Below are 17669 nucleotides of genomic sequence, written 5' to 3'. Positions count from 1 at the left end.
AGAAGTTTGCGATGGTCTTGCCAAGGTGACTGGGCCATAGCGTTGGCCCATGGCCACTGAAGCAATGACCCTGGACGCGGATTCGAAGGCACGACGCGGCTTTCTGCTGGCGCTGGGCGCCTATCTCTTGTGGGGGTTGCTGCCTTTCTACATGAAAGCCGTGGCGCATCTGCCGCTCGCCGAAGTCATCGCCCACCGCATCGTCTGGTCGGTACCGATCGCCGCCGCTGTGCTTGTCTGGGCCGGCCGCACGGCGGATTTCAAGGCCGCATTGCGCTCACCGCGCACCATCGCCATGGCCGCTCTGACGGCGGCGCTGATTTCGGTCAACTGGGGCATCTATGTCTGGGCGATCGCCGTCGACCGCACGGTCGAGACCGCTCTCGGCTACTACATCAATCCGCTGGTCAGCGTCGTCGTCGGCGCGCTGCTGCTTGGGGAGCGTCTCGACCGGCTGCAGATCGCGGCGGTTGTGCTGGCGGCGGTCGCCGTCACGGTCCTGACGATCGAAGGCGGCAAGCTGCCCTGGGTATCGCTGGCGCTGGCTTTTTCCTTCGCCGCCTACGGCTTCTTCCGCAAGACGCTGCCGATCGGCCCGAGCCAGGGCTTTTTGCTCGAAGTGCTTTTGCTGTCGGTGCCGGCGCTCGGCTACATCGCCTACCTGATCGCGACCGGGCAGGACCACATCGTATCCAGCAGTGGCGCCGATACGGCGCTGCTGATCGGCTGCGGTCCGGTCACGTCGGTGCCGCTTTTGTTGTTCGCCTTCGGCGCCAAGTTGCTACGCCTCTCCACCATCGGCATCATGCAGTATATCGCGCCGACCATGGTGTTCCTGATCGCCGTTCTGATCTTCGATGAGCCTTTCGGCACCACCCAGGCCGTCGCCTTTGCCCTGATCTGGGCGGCACTGGCGATCTATTCCTGGTCGATGTTGACGACAGCGCGAAGGGCGGCTGCCCGGTAAGGATTTTTCGATGTACCTGCTGCATATCGCCAACAAGAATTATTCCTCGTGGTCGCTGCGGCCATGGGTATTGATGCGAGAGCTCGATATTCCGTTCGAGGAGCGGCTGGTGCCGTTTCCGACCGGATCGAGTTGGGATCTCTACCGGCCTTTCTCGCCCAGCGGCCGGGTGCCGTGTCTAATCGACGATGGCTGGGCGGTCTGGGATTCGCTTGCCATCGCCGAATATCTGGCGGAGCGCCATCATGGTGTGTGGCCCGTCGAGGCCAGGGCGCGCGCCTGGGCGCGCTCGGCCGCCGCCGAAATGCATTCGAGTTTCACCGCGCTGCGCGGCGCCTGTCCGATGAGTTGCGGCCTGCGCGTCAAACCGTTTCCGATGTCCGCCGCGCTGAAGCAGGATCTCTTTCGCCTCGGCGATTTGTGGAACGATGGCCTTGCCCGTTTCGGTGGACCGTTTCTCGCCGGCGCCCATTTCACCGCCGTCGACGCCTTCTTTGCCCCGGTGGCGTTTCGGGCCCAGTCCTATGGGCTCTCTTTCGAGGGGGCCGCCGCCTCCTATCCGGAGCGATTGCTTGCCTTGCCGGCGATGCGCGAATGGTACGCGGCAGGCCTTGCCGAGACCTGGCGTGAGCCCGACCACGAAGCGGAAGTCGCGGCAGCGGGCACCATCGTCGAGGATTTTCGTGCGGTTTGACCGCTTATAGTCGCCCGAGGCGTCGGACGAACAGGTAGGTTATGGCAGCGATAGCAAGTGAGACCGCTGTCACCACCCAGAAACCCATTGGCGTGTCGACAAGCGGCAGCCCGCCGACATTCATGCCGAACAGGCCGGAGATGATGGTCATCGGCAGCAGCACGGCGGTCATGACAGAGAGAACATAGAGCAACTGGTTCGACTGCATGGTCAGCTTGGCCATCAGTTCGTCCTGCAACAGCCTTGTGCGCGCCTGCAACTGCTCGCCGTCATGATAGAGAGTATGTGCCCGGTGCGAGAGCCTGGCCGCCATGTCGTTGATCGGGTCAGGCAGCTCGTCGCGATGCGATTGGTCGAGATGGCGAAACAGGTTCGTGAGTGTCGCCATCTGCCGATGGATCACCACCAACTGTCGGCGCGCCTCGACCAGCGCTTGCCGCTCATTGTGCCATGCATCGCGCACGACACGGTCCTCGATGCCGTCGAGCATGTCGCCGAGCTTGCCGAGCTCGCCCGACATGCCGTCAAGCGACTGGCCCATGACCGCCTCGATCAGTTCCGCCGGCGAGCGGAATTTCCGCGATCCATTCTCCACCGCCTTGCGGACGGCGTCGACCGACTCCAGCGGCTGCTTGCGTGCGCCGATCAGCATCGAATCGTTGAAGGCGAAGCGGAAATGAACGAGCCCGCGCGCCTCCGAAAAATCGTGCTTGAGGTCCGGCAGATCGCCATGGAGCCAGCCGTCCTCGTAGTCGATGTGGCAGCCATGACTGGGGGCAAGGATTGCCTCGCGCACCGGCCCCGGCATAGCCTTTTCGGCGCCGATCTCCTGACGGGCGTGCAAGTCGGTGATCTGATAGCTGCGCCATGTCCATCGCGCCTGCGCGGGGTCCCTGGTTCGCACGCCTTCGGCGGTGAAATGATAGCTGAAGAACAGCCCATGCTCGTCGGGCAGGTAAGGCGAAAGGTCGGTGCCTTCCGGAGCGAGAGCAATGTTCATGGGCGCCGTGCCAGATGCAGGTTTCGAACATGGCGCCGCATGGCGACCGCCTGACCGCGATTTCTAGCACGGGTGAAGCCGGTTTCGTGTGACGGTTTCTTGACAGAGTATCAAGCTTTTGTGCCAGCCATTCCCCAACACCATGAGATGCGATTTGCGACAGCCCGTTCGACTATAAGGATCTTCGTCTGCTGCACTAGCTTGGTCTTTATTCGCTTCGGGTGTCGATGCGAAGTTTTGCATCGACGGTTTCTGGTCAGGTCCGTACCCACTCATTGGCGAAACAATCGCTTCTGATCATACAGGATTGCTTGGGTTCGTAGAAATTGGCATAAGCAAAGCGCGGCCGATCACGGGGGGAGCGCGGTTGACGAACATATCTGAGCATAATCCAGATTCTTTCGCTGGAATCCTTAAGTACATCGAAACCTTTCAAAATAGCCGCGAGGTATCATGGTACCGCGGCGCCGGTGCTGCTACCCATCGATTGGTTCCAACACTTGCTCGAAGAACGCCATCTCCGACTCCAGAGGAATTGAGCAAAATCGAGAGGGGAATCGCCAACAGTTTTGCTCAGCGATCTCCCCCATTTGTAAGTACGGATTTTACCAACGAATGGAGAATGCTGTTTTATATGCAGCACTATGGAATACCAACTCGGCTTTTAGACTGGAGTGAGAGTCCTTTTGTCGGTCTATACTTTGCCCTTACATCTGTGGCGCGAGATAAGCGTGGCAAACCGACTGGCGACATAGCGCTTTGGTTGTGTGACCCAGTAGCTTGGAATAGGACGGCGCTTGCGCATATTTCATTTTCAGGTGGCGTTCTGGATGAGTATTGTGAGGAAATAAAAGCCTACAGCCCAACGTCTGAAGTAGAGCAGCGTGCAACAATACCAGTTATGATTTACGGAACGCACAATAGCCCGAGAATAGTTGCCCAACGAGGCGTCTTTGCGTTGTTCGGAAAGGGACTCGATGGAATGGAAAAGACGTTCTCGGATGGTCAATTTCCCGCTGGGGCTCTTCAAAAAATTGTTATAAAAAAAATAATATCGACACTATATTGAGATCCCTCTATAGAAAGGGATTTGCCGAATCTACGATATATCCGGATTTATTTGGATTATCTTTAGAGATAAAGAGAAGCTTTGGATATTACTGATGGGAAATCTCCACATAACTCCACACCAGACCCGAACGCTTGTATGGTGGTACGGCAGAAGAGAAAGCATTGATTTCTCTCCACCTTACCAGCGAAGAGGGCGCCTGTGGTCGCAGCAAGATAAAGGGTTCCTCATCGATTCGATTATCAATGGGTTTGATATCCCCAAGCTTTATCTTGCAGATTTTCAATATGGGAACTCGTCTTTGAACGAGAAGCGTCTCCCTTATGCAATAATTGACGGAAAGCAGAGAATGGAAACTGTTTTCGAGTTTTTTGAAAACGAGCTTGTCCTCAATGCGGATTTCGTACTGCGAAGCGATCCATCCCTAAAGCTTGGTGGCTTAGGGTTGCGTGATTTGCGCCGCAACTATCGGCAAGTTGCCGACGAATTCGAGAATTTCTTATTCGATATAATGAGTGTCGTGGCTGACGACGAGAAAGATGTCAACGAGTTGTTTGTCCGACTGAACAGGAGTAAGCCACTAACTGGGGCAGAGGTCCGAAATGCGATCGCTGGCCCTGTAACAGATGTTATCCGGAGCCTGACAGAGCATTCTATCTTTCAGGAATCGATACGCTTTAGCACCAAGCGTGCTGGCGACCAGAATGCCGCCGCCAAGGCTTTGATCTTTGAATACGAAGAACGGCCTGTAACCACAAAGAAGACTACGCTGGATGAATTTGCGCGTGGAATGCAGATCGACAAAAAGCCGATTGATAAAAACAAGCTAGAGCTTGCCGCGCGACGCGCGGTGGACACATTCGACGCAATGGACGGGGTGTTCCTGCCTCATGATGAACTTTTGGCATCAGCCGGCATTTTCCCGGTGTACTACTGGTTTGTTCGGGATGTCTCCTTGCGGTTTAGAGATGATATACGACCTTTTCTTCTTCATTTTGAAAAGGAACGAAGGGCTCATAGGGAAGCTCAGAAAGAACTTGGATCGTCGTCCCGCGTTGATCAGCAGTACTCTCGGTATGATACGCTTAATAGGAGCACAAATGACGCCGTTAGTCACCGAGGTAGGTTCGAGATACTAAAAATAGGTTTTGTTAAATACATATATGATACTTATGATATTTCAGATGAAGATCCTTTTTTAGAATCCTGATGGAGGCTTGATATTGCGCCGGCGACAATCCAGCGGTCGGCCGCGCAAAACGCGACCAGCCGCAGGCTATCTCGGCTTCAGCGCTTCGGGCCGAAGCCTGGATAGGGGTTGAGCGGCACGATCGCGGCAATGTCCATCATGCCGGCCTTGACCAGCGGCAGGGTGCCGAGGTGGCCGCGCACGTCGGCATCGCTGCCGGCCTCGAACATCATGCCGCTGCCCGGAATGTCGCCACGGTTCCAGACCTGGCGCACCGCGCCTTCGGCGTAGAGCGTGCGGCGTTGCTCGGCCTCGGCAGGCAGCAGCGGAGCGAAATCGGCATCGCTGAACTTTTCGGTGTTGCGGGTGAGAAGGGCAAAGAACTGCATGGCGGTCTCCTTTGGTTGGGATGGCCGACTATCGCTTTGGCTGATCAGACTGTCCAAGACTGATTAGGATAAAGTTGAGACCTTGCAGGGCTGAAGCCTCGGAGAGAAAATGTTCGACTTGCGGCAACTCCGCTATTTCGTCACCGTCGCCGAAACCGGCAATGTCGGCCGCGCCGCTGAAATCCTACATATTTCGCAATCGCCGCTCAGCCGGCAGATCATGCAGCTCGAGGAGCAGCTCGGCGTCGCTCTGTTTGAAAGGGCGAAGCAACGGGTTCATCTCAACGCCGAAGGCCGCGCCTTCCTCGCTGAAGCTCGCACACTGCTGTCCAATGCGCGACGATTGGAGGAGTTCGGCCGCAACCTAGCCAGCGGCGCCGTCGGCCGTCTCGCCATCGGCTATGTCGAGGGGGCCGTGCATGCCGGGCTTGTCGCCGGGATGCTGCGCCAGTTCCGTCGCGACCGGCCGGATTTTCATCTTCAGTTGAGAAGCCTGCGTTCGGCGGCGCAGTTGGAGGGGCTGCGGCAGCGGTCACTGGACCTGGGCTTCGTCTACTCGCCGCCCGCTGACGATGATCCTGACATCACGGCCATGGCGCTGCGCCATGAGCCGCTGGTGCTGGCCATCCCCGAGGATGATCCGCTTGCTCTGTTGTCGGACATCGGACCGCACCACCTCGACGGCCGCACCTGGATCACTGTCGTGCGCCAGCCTGACGATACCAACCGTGGCCAGTTCCTCGCCGCCTGTGCCAAGGCCGGCTTTCTCCCCGACATCGCCTATGAGACAGCGGACCCGCTGACCTCGCTCGGTCTGGTCAGCGCCGGCCTTGGCCTGGCGACGGTGCAATCAAGCCTGCGTGCCGCAGCACCCCCACGCATCGTGTTTCGCGACCTGCCATGGTTCGAACGCACGGTTTCGATCCATCTCGCCTGGCGGCGTCATGACCGCCGCGCGGTGATCGCCGGCTTGTGGCGGCAAGCAGTGGACAATCAAGCCGCGCAGCCAGATCCGGCTTAGAGCTTGTCGATCACCGACTGCACGCCCTCGGTCGGCGCGTCGACAGACGAGCCGGCCACCATGATGGCGGCGACGATCGCCTCGGGGTCATTGACGACCAGCGGCTTGACCCGCTGTGCGGTATGGATGAAGCCCTCGGCCGTCATGTGGTCGAGCAAAGCCAGCATCGGATCCCAGAATCCACCGACATTGCCGAAGACGATCGGTTTGCGGTGATGGCCGAGCTGCGCCCGGGTCATGATCTCGACGATCTCCTCGACCGTGCCGATGCCGCCCGGCAACGCCACAAAGGCGTCGGATTTCTCGAACATCCTGTGTTTGCGCTCGTGCATGTTGTCGGTGATCACGAGTTCATCGAGCCGATCAAGCGCGCTTTCGGTTGCTTCCCTGTTGATCAGGAAGCGCGGAATGATGCCCGTCACCTTGCCGCCGGCCTTGAGCGCGCCTTCGGCGACGGCGCCCATGATGCCTTTGGTGCCGCCGCCATAGATCAGCCTGAGGCCGGCTCGCGCAATCGAGCGCCCGAGCAGGTGTCCGGCCTTGGCGTAGATTTCATCGCGGCCCGGAGACGAGCCGCAATAGACACAGACGGATCGAATCGTGTTCATGCCGATGATTGGTGATTGTGTCTGAAAGCGTGGTCAAGCCCAGGGCGGGCTTTTTCTTGTCGGTCATGGCAAAACAGGTTAGACCGGCATTAGGTGGCTAAGGGGTAGGGAAATATGGCAATTAATCCACTGAAGGCGTTCTTGTTCGCGGCGGGTGGGACCGTCGCGGCCGTAGGAACCGCCTATGTATCGGGCGCACTCGACCCGTATCTCAATCGCACGCCGCCGGCCGAAGTGGCGGCGTTGACGCCGCCCGCGGCGCCGAAACCGGCTGATCCCGGCACGGAAGCGCGGCTGCCGCCGGCGTCGGTGCCGGCCGCTCCCGCCGCCGCACCCCAGGCGACGGCCCCGGCCGCACCGGCAACGGAGGCGGTGGCACCGCCCGCGCCCGCCACGACTGGTCCGGTTGCACCGACTTTCGATGTCGTGCGTGTCGAGAGTAACGGCTCGATCGTCGTCGCCGGCAATGCGGCGCCCAACTCGAAGGTGGAGATCCTCAACGGCACGACTGTGCTCGGTTCGACGGTCGCCGGTCCCGATGGCGCCTTTGTCATCGTGCTCGACGATCCGCTGAAGCCCGGCGACTACACAATTGCGCTGCGCTCGACCACCAGCGATGTCGTGACCGCCTCGGCGCAGACCGCTGTCGTCTCGGTCCCCGCGAATGCGGCCGGCCAGGTGTTGGCCATGGTCGAGGAGCCGGGCAAGCCGGCTGAACTGCTCACGGTTCCGGCGCCCGAGACAAAGCCGGCCGCACCGGCCGCCGGTGACCAGGCTGCCGCTCCGGCAGCCGAAGCGCCAGCGGCGGCACCAGCCGCCCCGGCGGCGCCAGCGCCGGCCGTGGCGGAAGCAGCACCTGCTCCGGCGGCACCGGCAACGCCGCCCGCCGCACCAGTTGCCGAGCCCAAGATCGTCGTCGAGGCGGTCGAGATCGACGGCAACAAGATCTTTGTTGCCGGTCTCGCGGATGCCGGCCGCAAGGTGCGGGCCTATGCCAACGATATCCTGCTCGGTGATGCGCAGACGTCGCCGGACGGTCACTTCCTCGTCGAGGCGACGCGCGACATTCCGGTTGGCAGCTACACCATCCATGTCGATGGTCTCGACGCCGATGGCGTGAAGGTGGTGGCCCGCGCCGCCGTACCGTTCGAGCGCGAACCGGGTGAAGCGATCGCCGCCGTGGCGCCTGCGGAGCCCAAGCCCGCCGAAGCAAAGGCGGCGGCTCCAGCTGCCGCCGAAGCGCCCGCCGCGCCAGCCCCTGCAGTCGCGGCTGCTCCGGCCGAGCCCGCACCAGCCGCGTCATCAACGACGCCGGCTCCCGCCGCCGAAGCGCCCGCCGTCGCTGCGGCCACGCCGCCAAGCGATGTACCCGAAACCGTGGCGCCCAAGCTCGAACATGCCAACGGCGCCATCATCATCCGCCGCCACGACACGCTGTGGCGGATTTCGCGGCGCGTCTACGGCCATGGCGTGCGCTATTCGACCATCTATCTCGCCAACCAGGACCAGATCAGCGATCCTGACCGCATCTGGCCAGGGCAGGTGTTCAAGGTGCCTGAAAAGTCGAAGGAAGGCGAAGCCGCCGACCTCAAGGCGATGGGCGAGCAGGCAACGACCGCGCCAGCCAAGACAAACTGATGCATTGAGCAAGCAGCCGCTCGGACTTGATCCGAGGGGCCGCGGTTCTTGCCGCAACGACATGCGACGTATCAATCCCCTCGGCCGCTGCCCATAAGCGCAGCTTGCCGTAGGGCTGGTCATCGTTTATCGCCGATGGACGATGACCGAATCCCTCGTTGAAGCAGGCGGAAGCTGGCGCGCGCCGGAAAGCCCCGCCGTGGACAGCCGCGCTATCGCCACCCGGCTGGCGGCACTTTCGCACCCGGCGCGCATCGAAATCCTCAAACATCTGTCGGCCAGCAACTCCTGCTGCTGCCGCGAGGTCGTCGACCGTCTCGATCTGGCTCAGTCCACGGTTTCCCAGCATCTGAAAATCCTTGTCGAGGCCGGCTTGGTCCGCTTCGAACCCGACCGCCAGCGCTCGCGCTACGCGGTCGACCGCGCCGCGCTCGCCGATGTCTCCGCATCACTGAGCGCGCTCGTCACGTCCTGCTGCTCCGGCCGCTAAAAGATAAGAAGAAGGCACAAAGAATGGCCGAAAAAACCGTCTCCGACTCCTCGACCTTCAAGACGCTGCTCAACCTGTGGCCCTACATGTGGCCGGCGGATCGCGCCGATCTGAGGGCGCGGGTAACCTGGGCGACGCTGTTGCTGGTCGTCGCCAAGTTGACGCTCGTCGCCGGCCCCTATTTCTTCAAATGGGCGACCGACGCGCTGGCTGGCGATGCCAGATCGGTGCCGCCGCTGCCTTCCTTCCTGCTGGCGCCGGTGATGCTGGTCGTCGCCTACAATGTCGTGCGTCTGGTGCAGCTTGGCTTCAACCAACTGCGTGACGCGCTGTTTGCCCGCGTCGGCCAATATGCCGTGCGCCAGCTTGCCTTCCGCACCTTCGTCCACATGCATCAACTGTCGCTGCGCTTTCACCTGGAGCGCCGCACCGGCGGCCTGTCGCGCATCATCGAGCGCGGCACCAAGGGCATCGAGACGATCGTGCGCTTCATCATGCTCAACACGGCGCCGACCATCCTCGAATTCGCGCTGACCACCGGCATCTTCGCCTACACCTATGGCTGGAAATATGTCGTCGTCGTCGCGGTCACCGTCTGGGTCTATGTCTGGTTCACGGTGCGCGCCAGCGACTGGCGCATCTCGATCCGCCGCGACATGAACGACAGCGACACCGACGCCAACACCAAGGCGATCGACTCGTTGCTCAACTACGAGACGGTCAAATACTTCAACAACGAAGGCATGGAAGCCGAGCGCTTCGACCGCTCGATGGCGCGCTACGAGATTGCCGCGACCAGGATCTGGACCTCGCTCGGCTGGCTGAACTTCGGCCAGGGCATCATCTTCGGCGCCGGCACTGTCATCGTCATGTGCATGTCGGCGCTGGAGGTGCAGGCCGGCACACAGACGGTCGGCGACTTCGTCTTCATCAACGCCATGCTGATGCAGCTGTCTGTGCCACTCAATTTCATCGGCTTCATCTATCGCGAAATCCGCCAGGGGCTGACCGATATCGAGCAGATGTTCGATCTGCTCGATGTGCCGCAGGAGATCGTCGACAAACCGGATGCCAAGCCGCTCGCCGTCAGCGCCGGCACGGTCGAGTTCCGCGACGTGCATTTCTCCTATGACCCGAACCGCAAGATCCTGAAGGGCATCAGCTTCGAGGTGCCGGCCGGCAAGACGGTCGCCATTGTCGGGCCGTCCGGTGCCGGCAAGTCGACGATCTCGCGGCTTCTGTTCCGCTTCTACGACGTCCAGGGCGGCCAGGTGTTGATCGACGGCCAGGATATCAGGGACGTGACACAGGAAAGCCTGCGCGGAGCGATCGGCATGGTGCCGCAGGACACCGTGCTGTTCAACGACACCATCGCCTACAACATTCGCTATGGCCGCATCGGCGCCAGCGAGGAGGATATGCGCAAGGCGGCCGAACTTGCCCAGATCGGCCCGTTCATCGAGCGGCTGCCCGATGGCTACAAGTCGATGGTCGGCGAACGTGGGTTGAAGCTCTCCGGCGGCGAGAAGCAGCGCGTGGCGATCGCCCGCACCATCTTGAAGGCGCCACCGATCCTGATGCTCGATGAAGCGACGTCGGCGCTGGACAGCCACACCGAGCAGGAGATCCAGGCAGCCCTCGACCTGGTCAGCCGCGGCCGCACCACCATCGTCATCGCCCACCGGCTGTCGACGGTGATTACGGCCGACGAGATCATCGTGCTGCAGGACGGCCAGATCGCCGAGCGCGGCACCCATGCCGAACTGATGCGCAAGCACGGCCTCTATGCCTCGATGTGGGACCGCCAGCGCGAGGCGACCGAGGCCGAGGAGCGGCTGCGCATCGCCCGCGAGGGCGACGAGCTTGGCGTCATCGTTCGTCGCCGCACGTCCGAGGTGAATTGAAGGCTCAGCATGGCAAACCGATTTTTTCCGCTTGACCTCAACTTAAGTTGAGATTGTAGGCCGTTCTTGGAGCCCGGCAAGAAGCATCGTTCAAGAACGGAACAATCGATATGAGCAAGATAAATCAGAACGTTGATGGCGGCAGCGTGTTCAGGGTGGACAAGTTCGTCGTCCCCGCCGCCGCCCGCGAAGAGATACTCGCCAAGGTCAGGGCAACGCATGAATTGCTGCGCGTGCAGCAAGGGTTCGTGCAGGATTTCCTGCTTGAGCAATTCTCTGGCCCGGGCGAGTTCAACCTCGTGACGATAGTCGAATGGGAAAGCCAGGCGGCCGTCGACAAGGTGGTGCCGATCGTCAAGGCCGCGCACGAGCGCGTTGCCTTCAACCCGCAGGAGACGATCGCCCGGCTCGGGGTGCGAGCCGACATTGCCAACTATCAGCGCGTGCCGGAACTTTAACGCTCATTCAGCGCAACGACGCCCAGCGTCTGTCTGGCGCGGGCGCCCCCATTCTATCCCGATAGATGAACTGGGGCTTTTATCCTCAACGACAACTGATATTGTCTAGGCAATAACAACCGATTTTTGAATTACGGAAACATTTCGATGTTTGGCTTTTTCTCGCGCAAGTCCAAAGGGGCGTCCGAGAAGACACCGCCCGCTTCCGAAGATAAAGGGGTCAATCTCCTCGTACCTCTAATCACGGTGCCTCGTTCGAAGATCGAGAAGGCTAGTGAAAAGCCTTTTGATCTCGTCTTAGCTGTCATGCAATTCGCGGTGACGATCGTTTCCAAAGGGCTCTACCGCCATCCGGAGATCAACCCCAAGGCGATGCAGGTCTTTCATGCGGACTGGTACTCCTCGGAGGTAAAGAACGGCGGCCACAGTCAGTTTATCCACAATGCGGGCAGGGAAATCGACACCACGATTGCCAACGCCAGAGCCGGACTCAGCGCTTGCGGGGCAACGAGGCAGTTGGCGACCTTGGAAAAGATGTCAGCTTGGGTTGCGCGGAATCCTGATGAAGCAGCGAAACAAACGGGCTTCGAGGGTGGCCGCGACGATTTCCTGGATACGCTCGATGACGCATTCTACGAAGCGGATGAAGCCGCGCCGATGGAGGATTTGCTCGCGCGCTGGATCACGTCTTGGGCCGATCTGCAGATTGTCGATGATGACAACTACGACGATACGATCGACCGACTCGATTATGGCCAACCCCCAGCGTGAAAGTAGGCTTCTTCATGAGTCGGTCAGCAAACTGGTGAGCCAGATGTTGAGCCAGCGTGACGTCGGTGCCGGCCTCGCCTGCGCTAAGGCGTCGCCATCGGAGATCAAGCTGGCGCTGGGAATGGCAAGAATCCTGGATGTCGAAGGCGAAAAGCAAATGGTCTTCCATCTGCGTACCAGTGCCGAAGAGCCCCGATTATGCGCCGCAACAAAGGCACACGTTACCGTTTACGAATATATCTCCCCTGACGATCCTCCGGTCACACGCCCAGGTGACAGCTTGTTGGGTGCCAATGCACCGAGGGTCGGGATGCGGCTTGGACGCGCGGAGGAGGCGGAGATTGAGACGGTAATCCAACTGTCTGAACAAAATCATGCCCCGGTCGCTGTCGACCTCCTGCTGCGCAAGGCCGGCGTCGATCCGCTGGGTGCCGTCGTTTCAGCTAACTCAGTGGTGCAAACGGCGGAAGGGCCAGTGGTGAATTGGGTGGTGCAGGCGTCTGACCGGACCTTCCTCTCCCTGTCTTCGCCGAATGGCAGTGCGCTCTTACGTGGTGAGGATTACGAAAAGCTCGCCGAGACTACGATTGCTGAACTCGACGCGCACTTTGATCGCTCCGCTGCTGCGGGTTAGGTCCGGTTCGCGTTTACATGTCCGCCCGCCTTAACCCATTTGTTCGTTGCAGGCAGGACCTTTCCGCTACCGAGGCATATGCGGCGGTTATTCCTACAGCCGCTCTACTGTCGCGCGGTCAGGAAGAAAATCCCGTCGGCATGCCCGTTGGCGCCACAAGATGGTGGCTCCGACATATCGCCCTTGCCGGTGCCGCTCTGCTCGACGACCAGCGCATCGCCGACGCGGCGGAAGGCGAAGACAAAGCCGGTCGGCTTATCATTGTCGTCGGTGTCGACCAGCCGCAGATTCTTGCCGATTTTAACTGTGCCGTCGATGTCGCACTCGCCGCCGCCGGTGACGGGGTTGGCGACGTCTTCCGACACGTCCAGCTTGCCGCCGCCCGCCGCCTTGATTTCGACCCCGCCGCGGACGCTGCTCCATGGGCCAATGAAACCGGCGTCAGCCGGTTTGCGGATGCCGGTGAGGAAGGTGGCGCGGTCGCGCAGGAATTCGCCGAGATCGAAAGTCTGCTGATCCTTGGGCGTGTTCTCGTTGAAGCCGGCGATCTGGTCGCGATATGCGATGAAATCGCTCTGGTCGTCCCGCAAGGCCTTGCCCGCGTGTGAGTCGAGCGTCTTCAGCACCGCCGCGTAGTTCTTCGCCACATCGGCATCGGCCTGCGCCAAAGCAGGGTCGGCGCAGATGGCCTTTTCCGCCACACTGGCCGCCTTGGCGCAGTCGAAGGATGGCTTGCTCTGCGCCAGCGCATGACCGGGCAGTGCCGGCAAAATGGCCAAGACCAACGCCGGATACAGAACGCGGCCCGCGGATTCCCGGCTTTTCATCAGGTTTTTTCCCGCCCAGGCCGGAATTCTGACGGCAATGGCATGGGCACGCAAGCCGGGCGCGACTTCACGAAACGCGGAGCGCCCGGCTATCCGGACACGGCAGGCCCTTTGCCCGTTCGCCCGCACGGCCCATTGTTGCGTTGCGGCGAAGGGGGCTTTGGTCTATTGAGGCCCGACCTGAAACGGAGCCCGTTTATACCCGATGAGCCTTGTCGATACGGTCAAGAACGCGTTCGTACCGATCCATCGCGAAGGCTATCCCTTCATCGCGGCCTTTGGCGCGGCAACGCTTTTCCTCGGCTATTTCTCCTCGGTCCTGTTCTGGATCGGCCTTATCCTGACGGCCTGGTGCGTCTATTTCTTCCGCGATCCCGAGCGCGTCACCCCCGTCGATGACCGCCTGGTGGTCAGCCCCGCCGATGGCATCATCTCGGCGGTAGGACCGGCCGTGCCGCCGCGCGAACTCGGCCTGGGCAATGTCGAGTTGACCCGCATCTCGGTGTTCATGAACGTGTTTTCCTGCCATGTGAACCGCGCCCCGGTGCGTGGCCGCATCGCCAAGATCGAGCATCGGCCGGGAAAGTTCCTCAATGCCGAACTCGACAAGGCGAGCACCGAGAACGAGCGCAACGGCCTGGTCATCGAGAGTCCCAACGGCACGGTCGCCGCCGTTCAGATCGCCGGCCTGGTGGCGCGCCGCATCGTATGCTGGGCGGAGGCCGGCGGCACGATCGCCATCGGCGAGCGTTTCGGTCTGATCCGCTTCGGCTCGCGCGTCGACGTGTTCCTACCCCTGGCCGCCACGCCGCGCGTGGCGGTTGGCCAGACGGCGGTCGGCGGCGAAACCGTGCTGGCCGAATTCGGCGGTGTCGCTGGCACCCCCCTCGTGCGGATTTCTTGAGCCGTGGGCACGCAATACAAGAAGTTCGAGGCCCATGCCAGCGGCGGTCCACGCATCCGCGAGATCCCGATGCGCATGGTGTTGCCCAATCTCGTCACCGTGCTTGCCATCTGCGCCGGCCTGTCCGGCATCCGCTTCGGCTTCGAAGGCCGCTTCGAGCCGGCGGTGGTGATGGTGCTGCTGGCTGCCTTCCTCGACGGCATTGACGGCCGCCTGGCGCGGATGCTGAAGGCGACCTCCAAATTCGGCGCGCAGATGGATTCGCTGGCCGACATCGTCAATTTCGGCGTTGCGCCGGCTCTGGTGCTCTATGCCTTCCTGCTCGACCGCGCCGGCTCGCCGGGCTGGATCGCGGCGCTTTTGTTTGCGATCGCTTGCGGGCTGCGGCTCGCTCGTTTCAACGTGCTCGACGACGAGAAGGCCGATCGCCCCCTATGGCAGTCGGAATATTTCGTTGGGGTGCCGGCGCCGGCGGGAGCCGTGCTGGTGATGCTGCCGCTCTATCTCTATTTCCTGCGCACGGGGCTGGAGCCCAGCCGTCCAGCGGCCTTCGTCGCCACCGGCTTCACCATCCTGGTCGCCTTCCTGCTGGTCAGCCGACTGCCGGTCTATTCCGGCAAGAGCCTGAGAATTCCGGGCGACAGGGTGTTGCCGATCATCCTTGGTGTCGTCCTCTACATCCTGCTTCTGATGACCTATCCCTGGTACACGCTAACCGCGTCGGTCGCCGGATACCTGATCTTCCTGCCGTTCAGCGTGCGCGCCTATTCGAAGCGCGCCAAGCTGGAGGGCGAGAAGGTGCCACCTTCGGACATAGGTTAAGAACGGCGGCGAAGTATTTGACTTGATTCAGGCTGCCGCGCTCAGCCCCAGTCTGTCGATCGCCAGCTTACGGGTCGAGACATAGTCGGTTTTGCCGGACCCCAGCACCGGGATCTCCTCCACTTTGATGATATCGTTCGGCACCATCAGTTCTGCGGCACCCGCCTGTTTGCCGAACTTGCGCAACTCGTCTGGATTGGCATCGTCGGCGGTGGTGACCAGCACGATGCGCTCGCCACGCCTCTTGTCCGGCACCGCCACCGCCGCATGGCGCTCCTCCGGCCATAGCGACTGTACCAGAATCTCGACCGCACCCAGAGACACCATCTCGCCAGCGATCTTGGCGAAGCGTTTGGCGCGGCCGCGAATGGTGATGAAGCCCTCGCGGTCGACGGTGACGATGTCGCCAGTGTCAAGCCAGCCGGTCAATGGCTGCAGCTCACCGGCGCGGTTCGCCGTCATGTAACCCATCATCAGGTTCGGTCCGTCGAGCCACAATTGGCCGGCATCGCTGATGCCTTCGACTGGCTCCAGCTTCATGCGCATGGCCGGCAACAGCCGCCCGACCGTGCCGTCGCGGCCATGGATCGCGGTGTTGACGGCAACCACGGGTGCGGCTTCGGTCAGCCCGAAACCCTCGATGATCTCGGCCTGGAAGCGCTCGCGATAGACGCGGCGGGTTTCCGGCTTCACCGCCTCGGCGCCGGCGACGATGAAACGCAGGCTGGAAAAGTCGCCGTCCTTGGCGGTGCGCGCGTAGTTGGCGAGGAAGGTGTCGGTGCCGAACATGATGGTCGGTTTCACCTTGCGCGCGATCTCGGGGATGATCTTGTAGTGCAGCGGCGAAGGGTAGAGGAACAGTTTTACGCCGGTGACCAAAGGCAGGATGGTGCCACCCGTCATGCCGAAAGAGTGGAACACCGGCAGCACGTTGAGCAGAATGTCGGACGGTGAGATGGTGATGCGGGCCTCGGCCTGCATGGCGTTCGCGAGCAGGTTCCTGTGCGACAGCACCACCGCTTTCGGCGTGCCTTCTGACCCGGATGTGAACAGGATCAGCGCCGGCTTGGCCGCATCCTGCCGCTGCAGCGGCCAGCGCCACAGCAAAGCGGCTGCAAGCTTGTCCAGCACGGTGACGCTTTTGCGCACATCCTCCAGCCATAGGAACGTGGCGCCACCCTTTTCGGCCGCCGCGACGATATCGGCGAGGCCTGCCTTCTCGACGAAGGCGCGGGAGGAGATGACGGTACGGATCATCGTTGTGCGCACGGCGGCGGTGACGCTGGCCGGCCCGGCCGTATAGTTGATCATCGCCGCCAACCGGCCTGCCGACAGAAGGCCGGTAAGCGACAGCACGACGCCATTGGCGTTGGGCAGCATCAGCCCGACCGCTTCGCCCGGCGCCGTGACCGCCTCGAAGCGTTTGCCCAGGATCCGCGCGCCGATGAACATCTTGCGGTAGCTCTGCGCGCCCGAGATGACGTCCTCGATGATGTGATGCGAAGCGCCCACGCGGTCGGCGGCATCGCGCATGGCCAGAAACAGGCCACGATCGAGGTCGGTGCCGAAAAGCCGGGCCTCGGCGATACGATCGAACAGCGCATTGGTGTTCGAAGTCTGGTCCGGGTTGCGCGCCACCAGTTCGGCGATGGTCATCGGCTCAAGCACGCTGATCGACAGCTGCGGAAACCAGTGCCTGGGTGCCTTGTCCGCCGGCGTCAGCGAAACCGGCAGGCTGCGCGCGCCGGCGACGAAGATCGGCACGATGCGGGCGTCGGCCTGCATGGCGATTCGGGTGACCGCGCGAAATAGCCGGAATGTCTTGACGTCAGGCTCGACCGCATCCGGCAGATAGACGGCGAGCCGGCCCTTGCCCTTCAGTACCCGCACCAGCCGGCGGCTGACGAAGACATGTTCGGCATTGAAGGCGATGGTGCGGCCAAGCTCGCGCCAGGGTTCGAGCCAAGGCGAGCGCGCCGAGAACTCGTCGAGGATATGCAGCGTGTCGTCCGGCAGCAGCGACAGCATCAATGCCGGCTCGAAGCGCGATTGATGCGAGATGACGTAGATGACAGGGACCTGCGCCTTGCGGGCGATCCCGATGCGGTCGTCGGCGATCCGGTAAGCGAGCTTGAACGGCACATAGAGCAGCGCCTGGGTGAAGCGCAGGCCGAGGCGGAACTTTTCCACCACGCCGATAAGCAGCCAGGCCAAAACGAGACCCGCGAGCAGCGCCAGTGTCAGGATCATGCCGCATCTCTCCCAACGACCTTAGCATCGCGGC

Annotated in this window: 18 protein-coding genes; 13 read left to right on the top strand and 5 right to left on the bottom strand. The window is 61.6% G+C overall.

Annotated elements, in window-relative coordinates; genetic code table 11:
- Positions 1–49 precede the first annotated feature (49 nt).
- Positions 50–967 carry an EamA family transporter RarD gene (gene rarD / locus AC56QQ_RS23245; RefSeq protein WP_497123523.1) on the top strand — a complete coding sequence of 306 codons (918 nt, stop codon included), beginning with the start codon at positions 50–52 and terminating at the stop codon, positions 965–967.
- Positions 968–977: 10 nt separating this feature from the next.
- Positions 978–1661, top strand: coding sequence for a glutathione S-transferase family protein (locus AC56QQ_RS23240; protein ID WP_497123522.1), 684 nt, complete (start codon positions 978–980; stop codon positions 1659–1661).
- Positions 1662–1665: 4 nt separating this feature from the next.
- On the opposite strand, the gene AC56QQ_RS23235 is transcribed toward AC56QQ_RS23240, so the two are convergent.
- Entirely contained in the window at positions 1666–2661 is a 996-nt protein-coding gene (locus AC56QQ_RS23235) for a transporter (protein ID WP_497123521.1), read from the bottom strand.
- Between the two features lie 367 nt (positions 2662–3028).
- Here AC56QQ_RS23235 and AC56QQ_RS23230 point away from each other — a divergent pair, with 367 nt between their 5' ends.
- Positions 3029–3730: an FRG domain-containing protein gene (locus AC56QQ_RS23230; RefSeq protein WP_497123520.1), complete on the top strand. Its 702-nt coding sequence runs from the start codon at positions 3029–3031 to the stop codon at positions 3728–3730.
- Positions 3731–3824: 94 nt separating this feature from the next.
- On the top strand, positions 3825–4940 hold the full coding sequence (locus AC56QQ_RS23225; RefSeq protein ID WP_497123519.1) for a DUF262 domain-containing protein: 1116 nt from the start codon (positions 3825–3827) through the stop codon (positions 4938–4940).
- Between the two features lie 77 nt (positions 4941–5017).
- Here the strand turns inward: AC56QQ_RS23225 and AC56QQ_RS23220 are convergent, their stop codons facing one another.
- Positions 5018–5308 carry a hypothetical protein gene (locus AC56QQ_RS23220; RefSeq protein ID WP_497123518.1) on the bottom strand — a complete coding sequence of 97 codons (291 nt, stop codon included), beginning with the start codon at positions 5306–5308 and terminating at the stop codon, positions 5018–5020.
- Positions 5309–5417: 109 nt separating this feature from the next.
- Here AC56QQ_RS23220 and AC56QQ_RS23215 point away from each other — a divergent pair, with 109 nt between their 5' ends.
- Positions 5418–6329 carry a LysR substrate-binding domain-containing protein gene (locus AC56QQ_RS23215; protein ID WP_497123517.1) on the top strand — a complete coding sequence of 304 codons (912 nt, stop codon included), beginning with the start codon at positions 5418–5420 and terminating at the stop codon, positions 6327–6329.
- On the opposite strand, the gene AC56QQ_RS23210 is transcribed toward AC56QQ_RS23215, so the two are convergent.
- Complete coding sequence (locus AC56QQ_RS23210; protein WP_497123516.1) at positions 6326–6937, bottom strand: LOG family protein; 612 nt, start codon at positions 6935–6937, stop codon at positions 6326–6328. The genes AC56QQ_RS23215 and AC56QQ_RS23210 overlap by 4 nt on opposite strands.
- 114 nt (positions 6938–7051) lie before the next feature.
- Here AC56QQ_RS23210 and AC56QQ_RS23205 point away from each other — a divergent pair, with 114 nt between their 5' ends.
- The 6 genes from AC56QQ_RS23205 (at position 7052) to AC56QQ_RS23180 (ending at position 12832) form a co-directional block, all read left to right on the top strand.
- The gene (locus tag AC56QQ_RS23205) at positions 7052–8575 is read left to right on the top strand and encodes a LysM peptidoglycan-binding domain-containing protein (protein ID WP_497123515.1); all 1524 of its coding nucleotides are present in this window, start codon (positions 7052–7054) and stop codon (positions 8573–8575) included.
- A 142-nt stretch (positions 8576–8717) separates the two neighbouring features.
- Entirely contained in the window at positions 8718–9065 is a 348-nt protein-coding gene (locus AC56QQ_RS23200; protein ID WP_489860602.1) for an ArsR/SmtB family transcription factor, read from the top strand.
- A gap of 23 nt (positions 9066–9088) precedes the next feature.
- The gene (locus tag AC56QQ_RS23195; protein ID WP_497123514.1) at positions 9089–10969 is read left to right on the top strand and encodes an ABCB family ABC transporter ATP-binding protein/permease; all 1881 of its coding nucleotides are present in this window, start codon (positions 9089–9091) and stop codon (positions 10967–10969) included.
- Between the two features lie 110 nt (positions 10970–11079).
- A complete protein-coding gene (locus AC56QQ_RS23190; RefSeq protein WP_489860604.1) occupies positions 11080–11427 on the top strand; it encodes an antibiotic biosynthesis monooxygenase family protein in 348 nt (115 codons plus the stop codon).
- Positions 11428–11574: 147 nt separating this feature from the next.
- Positions 11575–12198 carry a DMP19 family protein gene (locus AC56QQ_RS23185; protein WP_497123513.1) on the top strand — a complete coding sequence of 208 codons (624 nt, stop codon included), beginning with the start codon at positions 11575–11577 and terminating at the stop codon, positions 12196–12198.
- Positions 12140–12832 (top strand): hypothetical protein, encoded by a 693-nt coding sequence (locus tag AC56QQ_RS23180; RefSeq protein ID WP_497123512.1) that lies wholly within the window; start codon positions 12140–12142, stop codon positions 12830–12832. The genes AC56QQ_RS23185 and AC56QQ_RS23180 overlap by 59 nt, the downstream gene beginning before the upstream one ends.
- Positions 12833–12936: 104 nt before the next feature.
- Here AC56QQ_RS23180 and AC56QQ_RS23175 read toward each other — a convergent pair whose 3' ends face one another.
- Entirely contained in the window at positions 12937–13611 is a 675-nt protein-coding gene (locus AC56QQ_RS23175) for a lysozyme inhibitor LprI family protein (RefSeq protein ID WP_497123511.1), read from the bottom strand.
- Positions 13612–13864: 253 nt separating this feature from the next.
- Here AC56QQ_RS23175 and AC56QQ_RS23170 point away from each other — a divergent pair, with 253 nt between their 5' ends.
- The gene (locus AC56QQ_RS23170; RefSeq protein WP_497123510.1) at positions 13865–14563 is read left to right on the top strand and encodes a phosphatidylserine decarboxylase; all 699 of its coding nucleotides are present in this window, start codon (positions 13865–13867) and stop codon (positions 14561–14563) included.
- A gap of 3 nt (positions 14564–14566) precedes the next feature.
- On the top strand, positions 14567–15385 hold the full coding sequence (locus AC56QQ_RS23165; RefSeq protein WP_091577169.1) for a CDP-alcohol phosphatidyltransferase family protein: 819 nt from the start codon (positions 14567–14569) through the stop codon (positions 15383–15385).
- Between the two features lie 27 nt (positions 15386–15412).
- On the opposite strand, the gene AC56QQ_RS23160 is transcribed toward AC56QQ_RS23165, so the two are convergent.
- A complete protein-coding gene (locus AC56QQ_RS23160; RefSeq protein ID WP_497123509.1) occupies positions 15413–17635 on the bottom strand; it encodes an AMP-binding protein in 2223 nt (740 codons plus the stop codon).
- Positions 17636–17669 lie beyond the last annotated feature (34 nt).

It is taken from the genome of Mesorhizobium sp. RCAM 05099, from assembly GCF_059683685.1.
Note: the sequence above shows the minus strand (reverse complement) of the source record. Positions and strands in the feature narration are given on the sequence as shown.

Coding starts and splice junctions, on each gene's coding strand:
- AC56QQ_RS23215 (WP_497123517.1), top strand. CDS start 5,418: ATGTTCGACTTGCGGCAACTCCGCTATTTCGTCACCGTCGCCGAAACC.
- AC56QQ_RS23225 (WP_497123519.1), top strand. CDS start 3,825: ATGGGAAATCTCCACATAACTCCACACCAGACCCGAACGCTTGTATGG.
- rarD (WP_497123523.1), top strand. CDS start 50: ATGGCCACTGAAGCAATGACCCTGGACGCGGATTCGAAGGCACGACGC.
- AC56QQ_RS23205 (WP_497123515.1), top strand. CDS start 7,052: ATGGCAATTAATCCACTGAAGGCGTTCTTGTTCGCGGCGGGTGGGACC.
- AC56QQ_RS23200 (WP_489860602.1), top strand. CDS start 8,718: ATGACCGAATCCCTCGTTGAAGCAGGCGGAAGCTGGCGCGCGCCGGAA.
- AC56QQ_RS23180 (WP_497123512.1), top strand. CDS start 12,140: ATGATGACAACTACGACGATACGATCGACCGACTCGATTATGGCCAAC.
- AC56QQ_RS23210 (WP_497123516.1), bottom strand. CDS start 6,937: ATGAACACGATTCGATCCGTCTGTGTCTATTGCGGCTCGTCTCCGGGC.
- AC56QQ_RS23195 (WP_497123514.1), top strand. CDS start 9,089: ATGGCCGAAAAAACCGTCTCCGACTCCTCGACCTTCAAGACGCTGCTC.
- AC56QQ_RS23190 (WP_489860604.1), top strand. CDS start 11,080: ATGAGCAAGATAAATCAGAACGTTGATGGCGGCAGCGTGTTCAGGGTG.
- AC56QQ_RS23235 (WP_497123521.1), bottom strand. CDS start 2,661: ATGAACATTGCTCTCGCTCCGGAAGGCACCGACCTTTCGCCTTACCTG.
- AC56QQ_RS23220 (WP_497123518.1), bottom strand. CDS start 5,308: ATGCAGTTCTTTGCCCTTCTCACCCGCAACACCGAAAAGTTCAGCGAT.
- AC56QQ_RS23170 (WP_497123510.1), top strand. CDS start 13,865: ATGAGCCTTGTCGATACGGTCAAGAACGCGTTCGTACCGATCCATCGC.
- AC56QQ_RS23185 (WP_497123513.1), top strand. CDS start 11,575: ATGTTTGGCTTTTTCTCGCGCAAGTCCAAAGGGGCGTCCGAGAAGACA.
- AC56QQ_RS23240 (WP_497123522.1), top strand. CDS start 978: ATGTACCTGCTGCATATCGCCAACAAGAATTATTCCTCGTGGTCGCTG.
- AC56QQ_RS23160 (WP_497123509.1), bottom strand. CDS start 17,635: ATGATCCTGACACTGGCGCTGCTCGCGGGTCTCGTTTTGGCCTGGCTG.